This window comes from Burkholderia aenigmatica (assembly GCF_902499175.1).
Classification (GTDB): Bacteria; Pseudomonadota; Gammaproteobacteria; order Burkholderiales; family Burkholderiaceae; genus Burkholderia; species Burkholderia aenigmatica.
In genome coordinates this window covers 1-12,163 of the sequence record NZ_CABVQC010000117.1, presented here as the reverse complement: position 1 = coordinate 12,163, position 12,163 = coordinate 1, and the positions used below count along the sequence as shown (strand labels likewise).

At 68.0% G+C, this 12,163-nt stretch carries 10 protein-coding genes; 5 read left to right on the top strand and 5 right to left on the bottom strand.

Annotated elements, in window-relative coordinates; translation table 11 throughout:
* On the bottom strand, positions 1 to 1,097 hold a 1,097-nt coding region (locus BDO18943_RS41455; RefSeq protein WP_175026604.1), incomplete at its 3' end, for a transketolase-like TK C-terminal-containing protein.
* Positions 1,098 to 1,201: 104 nt separating this feature from the next.
* Here BDO18943_RS41455 and BDO18943_RS41450 point away from each other — a divergent pair.
* Together BDO18943_RS41450 and BDO18943_RS41445 are read left to right on the top strand one after the other, a co-directional pair.
* Entirely contained in the window at positions 1,202 to 1,849 is a 648-nt protein-coding gene (locus tag BDO18943_RS41450) for a glutathione S-transferase family protein (RefSeq protein WP_175026603.1), read from the top strand.
* A gap of 202 nt (positions 1,850 to 2,051) precedes the next feature.
* A complete protein-coding gene (locus BDO18943_RS41445; protein WP_235996327.1) occupies positions 2,052 to 3,569 on the top strand; it encodes a purine-cytosine permease family protein in 1,518 nt (505 codons plus the stop codon).
* Positions 3,570 to 3,743: 174 nt separating this feature from the next.
* Here BDO18943_RS41445 and BDO18943_RS41440 read toward each other — a convergent pair whose 3' ends face one another.
* From BDO18943_RS41440 to BDO18943_RS41430, 3 genes are all read right to left on the bottom strand, one after another.
* Complete coding sequence (locus BDO18943_RS41440; protein WP_175026601.1) at positions 3,744 to 4,499, bottom strand: glucose 1-dehydrogenase; 756 nt, start codon at positions 4,497 to 4,499, stop codon at positions 3,744 to 3,746.
* A 35-nt stretch (positions 4,500 to 4,534) separates the two neighbouring features.
* Entirely contained in the window at positions 4,535 to 5,071 is a 537-nt protein-coding gene (locus BDO18943_RS41435) for a VOC family protein (RefSeq protein WP_175026600.1), read from the bottom strand.
* A 204-nt stretch (positions 5,072 to 5,275) separates the two neighbouring features.
* Positions 5,276 to 6,193 (bottom strand): LysR family transcriptional regulator, encoded by a 918-nt coding sequence (locus BDO18943_RS41430; RefSeq protein WP_089452376.1) that lies wholly within the window; start codon positions 6,191 to 6,193, stop codon positions 5,276 to 5,278.
* Positions 6,194 to 6,516: 323 nt separating this feature from the next.
* Between BDO18943_RS41430 and BDO18943_RS41425 the strand changes: the two genes are divergently transcribed.
* From BDO18943_RS41425 to BDO18943_RS41415, 3 genes are all read left to right on the top strand, one after another.
* The gene (locus BDO18943_RS41425) at positions 6,517 to 7,833 is read left to right on the top strand and encodes an MFS transporter (RefSeq protein WP_175026599.1); all 1,317 of its coding nucleotides are present in this window, start codon (positions 6,517 to 6,519) and stop codon (positions 7,831 to 7,833) included.
* Between the two features lie 155 nt (positions 7,834 to 7,988).
* Positions 7,989 to 9,239, top strand: coding sequence for an MFS transporter (locus BDO18943_RS41420; protein ID WP_175026598.1), 1,251 nt, complete (start codon positions 7,989 to 7,991; stop codon positions 9,237 to 9,239).
* 173 nt (positions 9,240 to 9,412) lie between these two features.
* A complete protein-coding gene (locus BDO18943_RS41415) occupies positions 9,413 to 10,024 on the top strand; it encodes a cysteine hydrolase family protein (RefSeq protein WP_175026597.1) in 612 nt (203 codons plus the stop codon).
* Between the two features lie 19 nt (positions 10,025 to 10,043).
* Here BDO18943_RS41415 and BDO18943_RS41410 read toward each other — a convergent pair whose 3' ends face one another.
* On the bottom strand, positions 10,044 to 11,669 hold the full coding sequence (locus BDO18943_RS41410; protein WP_175026596.1) for an amidohydrolase: 1,626 nt from the start codon (positions 11,667 to 11,669) through the stop codon (positions 10,044 to 10,046).
* Positions 11,670 to 12,163: the final 494 nt, after the last annotated feature.

The window sequence follows — 12,163 nt, the reverse complement described above, 5'->3', positions numbered from 1 at the left end:
ATCGCCTGCGCGGCCCAGTCGGCCGGCACGCGGCCGTCGTCGGCCAGCAGGCGAAGCGCGACCGCGGCGATCCAGCGTGCATTCGGCGCGCGCGTGGCGGGGCCCGGGCCGGCCAGATCCGCGCCGAGCGCCGCAAAGCGGGCCGGTACGAACGCGCCGATCTGCGCGGCGACGTGCCCCGCGTAACCCGTCACCGCAAGCACCGGTATGCGGCTGTCGCCGATGCATCGGCGCACATGCGCGATCTGCGGTTCGTCGTGCGGGTGCAGCAGGTTCCACCGGTCGGCCGCGTGACCGTCGCGGGCGAGCTGCGTGTAGCTCGGGCAGCTCCAGATCGTCGAATCGACGCGCCAGTCGTCGTGCAGCAGATCGGCCGCCTCCATCACCTGCGCGAGCGTGCTGCCCGCGCCGCACAGCCGGATCTGCGCGGCTGCGCCGCCTGCCGTGCGCCGGCCGGCCCGCACCATGCCGCTGAACGCATCGCGGGCTGCCGTGGCCGACAGCGGCTTCGCACCGGGCACCGGGTCGTCGTGGCTCGCGAGGTAGCAGAATCCCGGCTGGCCGGCGACATAGAGCGTGCGCAACGCGTGGCGCAGGATCGCGATCGCCTCATGCCCTGAAGCCGGATCGTACGGCGTGCACGCGGGGTTCGCGGCCAGCCAGTGCGGGACGTCGGGCGTCACGCCTTTCGGCCAGGACGACGCGATCGTTTCGGCATCGTTCACGAAGATCCCGCGATCGACGGTTTCGACCGACGCCAGCCGCAGCCGGTCGGTCGCGCGTGCGTGCAGCAGGTACAGAAGCGGCCGCTCGAACCGGTTGCGCGCATCGAGAAACCGCAGCGGCCATGCACTGATGCGGCGCTGCGCCCCCGCGTCCGCAACCGGCTCCCGCGCATCGGCGCGCACGATCCAGACGCGTTCCGAGGTCGTCTCATCGCGTTCGAGGCAATCGGCGGCCGCGCGCATCGCGCCGAGCGGCGATACCGCGCGGCCACGCGGCACGAGTCGCTGCGTGATCAGCCTGTCGAGGCAGGCCGCCGCGGCGCGGTGGGTGTCGGGTGTCCGCACGGGCGGACCGGGTCGCGCAGTCTGCATGTCCCTCCTTCGAGTACTGGCATGTCGCCGGGTTATCGGTTCCGGCATAGGATTGCAATTGCAACGATTGTAGTTGCAACTATAACCGGAAGACAAGGACCGACATGATCTCGACGCACCCCCTCACGTTCTATACGGCCGACACGCCGAACGGGCACAAGGTTGCCATTTACCTGGAAGAGGCCGGGCTCGCACACGACCGCCTGCACGTGAACCTGTCCGCCGGCGAGCAGCGCAGCGCGGCGTTCCTCGCGATCAACCCGAACGGCAAGATCCCGGCCATCGTCGACCACGACATCGGGCTGACCGTGTTCGAATCCGGCGCGATCCTGAGCTATCTCGCCGCGAAGACGGGCTTTCTGCATCCCGACACGCTGGCCGAGCGTACGGCCGTCCAGCAATGGCTGCACTTCCAGATCGGCGGGATCGGGCCGATGCTCGGCCAGCTCTGGTGGTTCCTGCATGCATCGAAGACGGTCAATGCGGAAGCGCTCGAGCGCTACCGGAACGAGGCGCGGCGTCTCTATGGGGTCGTGAACGGCCGCTTGGCGGAATCGGCGTATCTCGCGTCGTCGCGCTACTCGATTGCCGACATCGCCGCGTTCCCGTGGTTGCGCGCGGCGGCCGAGCTCGGTATCGATCTGGCCGGCTACCCGCACGTCGAGCGCTGGCTTGCCGGCATCGAGGCACGGCAGGCCGTTCAGCGGGGCCTGACGGCGTGCCGCGCGCCGGCGGCGGAGGGCGCGCACTGACGTCGCATCGCCTGCGCCATACGGGTGGCGCGGGCGCCGGCCGCTGGCCTGCCGGGAAACATTGTTCTTCTTCGTCGTAAACGTCTCGAATGCGTGATATTTGCGCCGCGCGATCCGGTTTAGAGTGGCCGCGAATCGATGACGATGTGTCGTATCGCCGCAGTCACGGGCCATACAGATGCACCAGAGGAGTGGGAGACAAATGAGTGAAGGCAGGATTACGCAGGTCGAGTCGTTCGGTTTCGAGCGCATTCCCGATGTATCGCGCTATGCACGGCCGATCGATCTGTTCAGGTTGCTGTTCGGCGGCTGCAATACATTTTCAACATCGGTGCTCGGCAGCTTTCCCGTGCTGGTCGGGCTGTCGTTCAAGGCGGGTGTCTGCGCGATCGTGCTCGGCGTGCTCGCCGGCACCTGCATCCTTGCGCCGATGAGCCTGTTCGGCCCGCGCAACGGTACGAGCGACCCCGTGTCGTCCGGCGCGCATTTCGGCATCCATGGCCGGATCGTCGGCTCGTTCCTCGCGCTGCTCACGTCGATCGCGTTTTTCTCACTCGCGGTGTGGAGCTCGGGCGATGCGCTCGTCGGCGGTGCGCACAACATGGTCGGCGTGCCGGTCAACGGCTTCACGCTCGGCGCGGCGTACATGGTGTTCGCGGTGCTCGTGCTGATCGTCTGCATCTATGGCTTCCGCTTCATGCTGTGGGTCAACAAGATCGCCGTGTGGGCCGCGAGCGTGCTGTTCGTCGCGGGCCTGTTCGCATTCGCCGGCCTGTTCGACATGAGCTATGCCGGCACGGTGCAGCAGGGCAGCGCGGGCTTCTGGGCCGCGTTCGTCGGTGCAGTGCTGGTCGCACTGAGCAACCCGGTATCGTTCGCATCGACGCTCGGCGACTGGGCGCGCTACATCCCGCAGAGCACCCCGAAGCATCGCGTGATGGGCGCCGTGTTCGCTGCGCAGATCGCGACTTTCGTGCCGTTCTTCTTCGGCCTCGCGACTGCGACGATCATCGCGACGAAGGCGCCCGCGTTCATCGCGTCGAACGACTACGTCGGCGGCCTGCTCGCGATCTCGCCGCGCTGGTTCCTGTTGCCGATGTGCCTGATCGCGATCATCGGCGGGATGTCGACCGGTACGACCGCGCTGTACGGCACCGGCCTCGACGTATCGAGCATGTTCCCGCGACTGCTGAACCGCGTGCGTGCGACGCTGCTGATCGGCACGATCGCGATCGCGTTCATCTTCGTCGGCCGTTTCTGGTTCAACCTCGTCGAAAGCGTCGCGACGTTCTCCACGCTGATCGATACGTTCAGTTGCCCGTGGATGGCGATCATGGTGATCGGCTACGTGACGCGGCGCGGCTACTATCTCGCGGACGACCTGCAGGTGTTCAACCGCGGGCTGCGCGGCGGCCATTACTGGTTCACGCACGGCTGGAACGTGCGCGCGATGGGCGAGTGGCTGCCGGCGGCGTTCGTCGGGCTGTCGTTCGTGAACCTGCCGGGCCAGTTCGTCGGGCCGCTCGGCAACCTCGCGGGCGGGCTCGACCTGAGCGTGCCGGTGTCGCTGGTGATGGGCGGGATGCTGTATTTCGCGCTGCTGACGCTGTACCCGGAACCGGACGGCGTGTACGGGCCGCACGGGCGCCGCTTCGTGCGCGGCGGCAGGCAGGCGGCGCGCAGCGTCGGCGCGCCGGCGATCCAGCCGAAGGGGTACTGAGCGACGCGGGGCGTGTCGCTCCGCACATGACGATGCCGCCGCGCGGGAGGGCCGCCGGCGGCATTGTCGTTTTCTGGTGCGGGAAGGCCGTACTTTTCACTCGGTGGCCCACAAACGAAAACGAGAACGAAAACGCCCGCCGGGTTGGCCGGCGTGCGTCGACCTGGATGCGTGTCAGTGGAACGAACTTCCTGCGAGCATCCCGCCGTCGACGATGAATTCCGATCCCGTGCAGTACGCGGATTCGTCGGACGCAAGGAACAGCACGAGGTTCGCCACTTCGTCGGGCTTGCCGATGCGCGCGATCGGCAGGCCGCTGTAGATCGACGACGGATCGAAATCCGCGAACTCGGGCGGGCGCGCCATCACCGTATCGATGCCGCCCGGGTGCACCGAGTTCACGCGAATGCCGTAGCGGCCGAATTCGAGCGCGGCGGCCTTGGTCATCCCGCGCACCGCGAACTTGCTGGACACGTATGCGCTGCCGCCCGCGACGCCTTCCATCCCGGCCGTCGACGACACGTTGACGATCGAGCCGCCGCCTGCCGCCTTCAGCGCACCAAGTGCCGACTTCATGCCGAGCCAGCAGCCGACCTGGTTCACGTCGATCACCTTGCGATAGTCGTCGAGCGAACACGCTTCGATCGGCACGAGCTTCAGGATCGCCGCGTTGTTCACGAGGATGTCGAGCCGTCCGAACTGCGCGAGCGTCGCATCGACGGCAGTCTGCCAGTCGGCTTCGCTGGTCACGTCGAGATGCTGGAAACGTGCGGCGTCGCCGAGCTCGGCCGCGACGCGTCGGCCGGCGTCATCCAGCACGTCGGCGATCACCACGCGCGCGCCTTCGGCAACGAACCGGCGCGCTTCCGCTTCGCCCTGGCCGCGGGCACCGCCCGTGATCAAGGCCACCTTGCCTTCGAGTCGTTTCATGCTGTTTGCTCCTGTGCGTGAGAGTAAGAGGGGGCTTACGCGGAGGTGCCCGCCGCGTCGATGATGCGAACCGGATCGGTGCCGTCCCAGGCGCGGGCTTCTGCGATGCCGTGCGCGATCACGTCGCGCATGCCGGCACCTTCGATGACTTCGACGCGCACGCCGGGATCGTCGGCGTCGTCGAGATACGCGACGCGCGTGGCGGGGTTGCGTGCTTCAAACACGACACGTAGGCCACGGGACGTGAGCCGTGCGAGCGCGACATCGAGATCGCCGACGACCCACGCGACGTGATGCAATCCGACGAGCGGCTGCCCATGCGCATCGCGGTACGGCGACGACGTGTCGCTCGTTACGTGAATCAGTTCGATCTGCAGATCGCCTCGATACGCGAGCCCGACGTCCATCGTGACCGTCACCGGTGCGCCGAGATGATGGCCGTCGAGGCGCACGTTGCGAAATACGGTCCACGGGCCGACGTCGTGGCGTTCGCGCCAGCGCGCGATGCTGCGGTCGAGATCGGCGACCACGTAGCCGATCTGGTCGATGGGGCCGAGGATGGGGTCGTTCATGGCGTCTCCTTGGCGGACGCACGTGTGCGTGCCGCGCGATGAATGACTGCCATGTTCGCAACAAAGCGCGCGCTTCGTGCCGTCCAAACGGATGAGTGTTCGCTTCGTCGGGGCGTGACGGCCGGGTGGGTGCGCCAGGGCGCAACGAGGCAGGTGCGCGAGGGGAACGGAGAAGGAAAGCGCGCCGGCCGGGCGATCCGCGCGCTACCGCGCGTTCGGCCCCTTGACCGTCAGCCGGCACACCGTTGCCAGTGCGAGCAGGTTCGGGTCGCGTTCGCGCCGATGCAGGAAGCTCAGGCCGATCGTCTGGCGGATCGCCGGCCCGGCGAGCGGCACGAGCGCGATCTTGTGCGCGAACAGGTCGCGCACGCGGCCGGGCAGCAACGAGCAGCCGACGCCGCCCGACACGAGGTTGATCAGCGAGAAGATGTCGCCTACCCGCATCACGACGTTCGGCGCGATGCCGGCCGCGCGAAACGCTTCCGTGAAGCCGTGATGCGTCGCGAAGCCTTCGCCGAGCGACACGAACGGCGCGTCGCCGCACGTACGGAGATCGATGGCGTCATGCTGCGCATACGGCGAGTCGATCGGCGCGGCGAAGAACATCTCGTCCTCGAACAGCGCAATCGATTCGATCTCGGCGTCCGGTTCGGGCAGCGCCATCAGCGTCGCGTCGATCGCACCTTGCCGTAGCTTGTCGAGCAGGTCGGCGTTCGAGCCGAGCACGAGCTCGGCCTGCAGCTCGGGGCGGCGCTCCTTCAACGCGATCACGACTTCGGGAACGGTGCGGATCGTCAACGAGTAGAGCGAACCGATCTTCAACTGGCCGGCGCCGTAGCCGGCCGCCTCACGCGTCGAGCGGATCCCGTCGGTCATCGTCTTGAGCACTTCGCCCGCGACTTCGGCGAGCACTTGCGCGGCGTCGGTCGGAATCAGGTTCCGCCCCTCGTGGCGGAACAGCGCGCAGTGCATCCCTTCCTCGAGCGTGTGCAGCGCGCGGTGCACGCTGACCGTGCTCACGCCCAGCGCCTCGGCGGCCTTCGCGAGACTGCCGGCTTCCATGAAGGCGAGCAGCACCTCGAGCTTGCGGAACGTGATCTCTTCGTTGATGCGGTTGCGCATGATGCGGACGACGGGAAGGGCGGCCGACGATTCTGCCGCAGAACCGGGGATGCAACAATGCGCGAATTTCCGGGGTTTTCGTGTGATGGAGCCCGGCGGGGAAACATTTAATCTCCGGCTAATCATCCGCCGCGGGCGTTAATTGATGCGGGTTTTCGGTATCCCTATGATCGTTTCACGCCGGTCGTGCGCGCGGGCCACGAGATTTCGATGGTGCGGGCCCGTGCCACATCGGCCGGCGATACGAACAGCCGGTTCGCCCATGCCAGCCACGGAAGGCGGCACGCATGCGGCGCGGCGCCATGAGACTGCAGGAGACAAGCATGCACGACTCACGTCGGAACGCACGGCATCGGCAGGTGGTTGCCGCTGTCGTCGGCAATACCCTCGAGTGGTACGACTTCATCGTTTACGGTTTCTTCTCCGGCATCATCGCGCGGCTGTTCTTTCCCGCCGAGAGTCAGTACGCGTCGTTGCTGATGTCGCTCGCGACCTTCGGCGTCGGCTTCTTCATGCGCCCGGTGGGCGGCATCCTGCTCGGGCTCTATGCGGACCGCAAGGGCCGCAAGGCCGCGATGCAGCTCATCATCTTCCTGATGACGCTGTCGATCGCGCTGATCACGTTTGCGCCGTCGTACGCGGTGATCGGCCCGGCGGCGCCGGTCCTGATCGTCGTCGCGCGGCTGCTGCAGGGGTTCGCCACCGGCGGCGAATACGCGAGCGCGACCGCGTTCCTCGTGGAAAGCGCGCCGGAAAACCGGCGCGGGCTGTATGGGTCGTGGCAACTGATCGGCCAATGTCTCGCGGTGTTCTCGGGTGCTGCGATGGGCGCGTGGGCCACGCAGTCGCTGTCGGAGGCGGCGCTGCACAGCTGGGGCTGGCGCGTGCCGTTCGCGCTCGGGCTGCTGATCGGGCCGGTCGGCCTGTGGATCCGCAGGCACATGGAGGAGACCGAGGCGTTCCTCGACGCCAGCAAGTCGGCCGTCGAGCCGCCGGCGAGCGTGTCGCGCGTGCTGCGCGACAACCTGCGCGGCGTGCTGGTGTCGATGGGGCAGACGATCACCGGCACGGCCGTGTTCTACGTGATGCTCGTCAACATGCCGACATTCGTGCACAAGACCTTCGGGTTGCCGCTCGACCAGGTCTTCAAGGTGCAGATGGCGGCGGTTGCGCTGCTGACGGTGACGATTCCGGTCGCCGCGCTGGTGTCCGACCGCATCGGCCGGCGTCCCGTGCTGATCGCCGGTTCGTTGGCGCTGCTGACGGTCACGTATCCGCTGTTCACGTGGCTGGCTGCGGCGCCGGGCATCGGGCGCCTGCTCGTGATGCAGCTCGTGATCTGCACGATCATCGGCATCTGCTACGGGCCCGCGCCGACCACGCTCGCCGAGCAGTTCGCGACGCGTTCGCGCTCGACCGGCATCGCGCTCGCCTACAACGTCGCGGTGATGGTGTTCGGCGGCTTCGCGCCGTTCATCGTCACGTGGCTGACGCACGCGAGCGGATCGCCCGTCGCACCTGCGTGGTACGTGCTGTTCGCGGCGTCGTTCGGGCTGCTCGCGAGCGTGTTCATGCATGACGGTGCGCCGTGCGTGCTCGCACGCCGGCAGTTTCAGGGCGAGCCGTTGAGCGTCAAATAGCGGGCGTGGCCTGCCGCCCACACCGGCGCCCCATCGGCGCGGGCGACAGGCAGGGTATGGGCGCGGCCGATGCTTAGCATCGCGGGCGGCGGCCTACCGCGGCCGCCGCCCGATCGATACGCTGGGCGATCATCCACTCTGTCCGGAAGGTCGCCATGTCCCGGCTCGATTACAAGTTGCTCGGCCCCTGCCTGCTCGCGATCGCGATCGACGCGATGGGATTCGGGCTCGTCTATCCGATGATGTCCGCGATCTTCAGCGATCCGCACGCGGGCATCCTGCCGGCCGACGCCGGTGCGCACGCGCGCAATTTCTACCTCGGTCTCGGCTACGGGATCTACCCGTTGTGCATGTTCTTCGGCTCGTCGCTGATGGGCGACCTGTCCGATCGTTACGGCCGCCGCCGGATCCTGCTGCTGTGCTTGCTCGGCCTCGCGGCCGGCTACGCGATGATGGCGGCCGGCGCATGGCATGCGAGCGTCGCGCTGTTGCTGGCCGGCCGCGGGCTCACCGGGCTGATGGCCGGTTGCCAGGGCATCGCGCAGGCCGCGATCACCGACCTGAGCACGCCGGAGAACAAGGCGTACAACATGAGCATCATGTCGCTCGCGTTCAGCGCGGGCGTGATCGTCGGCCCGGTGCTCGGCGGCGTCACGTCCGACCGCACGATTTCACCGCTGTTCGATTACGGCACGCCGTTCGTGCTGGTTGCCGCGCTGTCGCTGGTCTGCGCGTGCTGGACCTGGACGTCGTATCGCGATTCGGCCGCGCCGCGCGGCGATACGCGCATCGATCCGCTGCTGCCGCTGCGGATCATCGGGGAGGCCGCGCGCCAGCGCAACGTCGCGTTCCTGTCGGTGGTGTTCTTCCTGATGCAGGTCGGCTATGGGCTCTACCTGCAGACCATCATGCTGCTGCTGCAGGCGAAGTTCGGCTACACGAGCGCGCGGCTCGGGTTGTTCAGCGGCGTGATCGGCCTCTGCTTCGTGTTCGGCCTGCTGTTCGTCGTGCGGCGGATGCTGCGCGTGTGGCGCGTGGTCGACATCGCGAAGACGGGCCTGCTCGTCGCGGGCGTCGGCCAGGTCCTGTCCGCGCTGTTCCCGCACGAGCCGGTGCTGTGGGCGCTCGCGATGGTGGTCGGCTGCTTCGACATGGTCGCGTATACGACGATGTATACGGCGTTCTCCGACGCGGTCAGTGAAGACCGGCAAGGCTGGGCGCTCGGTGTTGCGGGCTCGGTGATGGCCGTCGCGTGGGTCGTGACGGGCGCGCTCACGAACCTGCTGCCCGTGTTCGGCGAGATCGGCCTGCTGCTGATCGGCGGCGCGGGCTTCCTGCTCAGCTTCGCGATGATGGTCGCGTATGGCCGCACGCAGCCGGGCGCGCGGACGGCCGCGCTGTCGTAGGTGGTTTGCACGTTGGCCCGATCCTGTCGGACGTTGTCCTGCGCGCCGCTGTCGCGCCAGGCCGCGCGGCCCGACACTGGCGCCTCGCGTCCCGGGAGCATCCGGGCCGCATCCGGCGGCGCCGGCTGGGCCGGCGCGCCGTTCCTTCGACAGGCCAACCGAGAGAGCGACCCATGCAACATCCGACCATCCGTACCCTGGCGGGCGCGAGCGCGCCGACGTCGATCGCCGCCGCCCGCACCGCGCTGCTGGTGATCGATTTCCAGAATGAATACTTCAGCGGCCGCCTGCCGATTCCGGAGGGGCCGCGCGCGCTGGGCAATGCGCAACGCGTGATCGCGTTTGCCGACCGCGCGGGCATTCCGGTGTTTCACGTCCAGCACGTCGATGCGGCCGACGGCCCGATCTTCGCGGACGGCAGCGACGGCTTCCGCTTCCACGCGGACCTGCAGCCGGCACCGCATCACACGGTGGTGAAGAAGACGTCGGTGAGCGTGTTCCCGACGACGGACATCGATGCGCGCCTGAAGGCGGCCGGTATCGACACGTTGATCGTCACGGGCCTGATGACGCATGCATGCGTCGCCGGTGCGGCACGCGATGCGGTGCCGCTCGGCTACGCGGTGATCGTCGTCGACGACGCATGTGCGACACGCGACCTCGACATCGCGGATGGCGGCACGGTATCGCACCGCGACCTCCATCGCGCGACGCTGGCCGCGCTGTCGGACACGTTCGGCGACGTGCTGACGACCGAGCAGGTGCTGGCGCTCAACGTTGCCTGACGGCCGCCGGGGGCGTGCTTCAGTCGGCCCAGCCCGGTGCGGCGTACACGACTTCGCCGCGGAAGCACGTCTCGATCACGCAGGTTTGCGCGAAGGTCTCGACCGGGTGCGCGAACGGATTGCGGTCGAGGATCGCGAAGCTCGCGTCCTTGCCCGCTTCGAGCGAACCCGTGCAGTCGTCGAAGCGCAGCGCATACGCGGTGTTGACCGTATAGGCTTCGAGCATCGTGAGCAGGTCGAGGCGTTCGTGCGGATTCCACGGCGGGCTGTCGGGCTGGTCGATCAGCAGGTGCGTGACGCCTGTCTGGATGATCTGCATCGGGTCCATCGTGCTGACCGACCAGTCGGAGCCGGCCGCGAGCATCGCGCCCGCGTTGCGCAGGCTGAGGAACGGATAGTTGCGCGCGGTGCGTTCCGCGCCGAGCAGGTCGCGATAGAGCTGCTGCTGCTCCTCGCGCGCGGCCGTCCAGAGCGTCTGGACGCTGGCGATCGCGCCGAGCCGGTTGAAACGGCTCATGTCGGCCGGATCGACAATCTGCAGGTGCGCGAGCTGCGCGCGCCGGTCGCGCATGCCGTTGCGGATCTGGACATATTCGAGCGCGTCGAGCGTCATGCGCACCGCGCGGTCGGCGAGCGTGTGGAAGTGCAGGTCGAAGCCGGCCGTATCGGCGAGCAGGCTGATTTCGTTCAGCGCGTCCTGGCTCCACAGCGCGAGGCCGCAGTCGTCGGTGCCGGCGTACGGCTCGAGCAGCGCGGCGGTTTTCGATTCGGGCACGCCGTCGACGAAGATCTTCACCGTATGCAGGCGCAGGTTGTCGCATTCGTACTCGCGACGCCATCTGGCGAAGCGCTCGATCTGCTCGCGCGGATCGCGGCGCGGGTTCGCATAGAGGCCGGCGCTCATGTACACCTTCAGCGTGCCCGCGCGCTGCGCGTCGGCATATGCCTTGAGTTCGGCCTCCTCGACGCGAGCATCGAACCAGCCGGTGATGCCGTACCCGTGGGCCATCGCGTGCGCTTTCGCGAGCGACTTCGGGTAGCCGGCCGGGCTCAGCTGCGGAATGATCGGGCAGACGCGGTAGAACGCCGCTTCGTGCACGACGCCGTTCGGCGCGCCGGACGCATCGCGCTCGTAAACACCGCCGGCCGGATCGGGCGTGTCGGCGTGGATGCCGGCCGCTTCGAGGCCCTTCGTATTGAGGCAGCCGCTGTGCACGTCGAAGCCGACCACGAGCAGCGGCCGGTCGGGCACGATCCGGTCGAGCAGCTCGCGGGTCGGATACGCGCCGAAGGCGGCCAGGTTGGCACCGCCGAGATAGACCCACGGTTCGTCCGGCGTCGCATCGGCGCATGCGCGGATTCGCTGCAGGATCGCGTCGGGATCGTTGACGCCGGACAGGTCGAAGTCGCCGAGGATCTGGTGGCCTTCGAGCGGGTGCACGTGGCCGTCGATCAGGCCCGGCAGCATCAGCCTGCCGGTCAGGTCGACGACGCGCGTCGCGGGGCCGGCCAGCGGGCGGATGTCGTCGTCGCGGCCGACGGCGACGATCTTGCCGTCCTGGATGGCGAGCGCCTGCGCGAAGCGGCGCTGCGCGTCGCCCGTGTAAAGCAGGCCGTTCAGATAGACGGTATCGGCGTGTTGCATGTGTCTCCTCCGGATGGGGGCAGATCGACGGGCGCACGTGTCTGGCGGGCGGGCCGAGTGGCTCGTCCGGTCGCGTGTACCCGGTCGGGTTGGAATGGGATGGGGGTGGCTAGGTGCCGGTGCGGCGCGGCAGGCGCGGCGATGCGTCGTGGAGCGGGCCGGCTGCTGCCGGAGCGTCATGCCGATCTCGCCGCCCGGTCAGAGTCGGCAGGTCGATGGGCGACGCGCGCGCGGCCGGGTGGGCCGGCGTCCATCCGGTATTCGGCATTCCGTGTCTCCGTGATATCCGACGCGTTCCTGTGGTCGGGTGAGTCAGATACTAGGAGCGGGGCGGCCGACTGTCTGTCATCGTTTTGAGGACAAGGCGCGACAAAGGCGGCGGGGGCGGGGGGCGTCGCAGCGATACGGAAGCGTCATCTAGTGCAGTGTTCCGTTCTGTTTGGAACTTAAGCGACTGTTGGCGCGAATGACCTTCTGCAAGATGTCGCGCGCGC

Excerpts from the sequence above, each read along its gene's own strand:
- BDO18943_RS41425 (WP_175026599.1), top strand. The coding sequence starts at position 6,517 with ATGCACGACTCACGTCGGAACGCACGGCATCGGCAGGTGGTTGCCGCT.
- BDO18943_RS41430 (WP_089452376.1), bottom strand. The coding sequence starts at position 6,193 with ATGCGCAACCGCATCAACGAAGAGATCACGTTCCGCAAGCTCGAGGTG.
- BDO18943_RS41450 (WP_175026603.1), top strand. The coding sequence starts at position 1,202 with ATGATCTCGACGCACCCCCTCACGTTCTATACGGCCGACACGCCGAAC.
- BDO18943_RS41445 (WP_235996327.1), top strand. The coding sequence starts at position 2,052 with ATGAGTGAAGGCAGGATTACGCAGGTCGAGTCGTTCGGTTTCGAGCGC.
- BDO18943_RS41440 (WP_175026601.1), bottom strand. The coding sequence starts at position 4,499 with ATGAAACGACTCGAAGGCAAGGTGGCCTTGATCACGGGCGGTGCCCGC.
- BDO18943_RS41435 (WP_175026600.1), bottom strand. The coding sequence starts at position 5,071 with ATGAACGACCCCATCCTCGGCCCCATCGACCAGATCGGCTACGTGGTC.
- BDO18943_RS41420 (WP_175026598.1), top strand. The coding sequence starts at position 7,989 with ATGTCCCGGCTCGATTACAAGTTGCTCGGCCCCTGCCTGCTCGCGATC.
- BDO18943_RS41410 (WP_175026596.1), bottom strand. The coding sequence starts at position 11,669 with ATGCAACACGCCGATACCGTCTATCTGAACGGCCTGCTTTACACGGGC.
- BDO18943_RS41415 (WP_175026597.1), top strand. The coding sequence starts at position 9,413 with ATGCAACATCCGACCATCCGTACCCTGGCGGGCGCGAGCGCGCCGACG.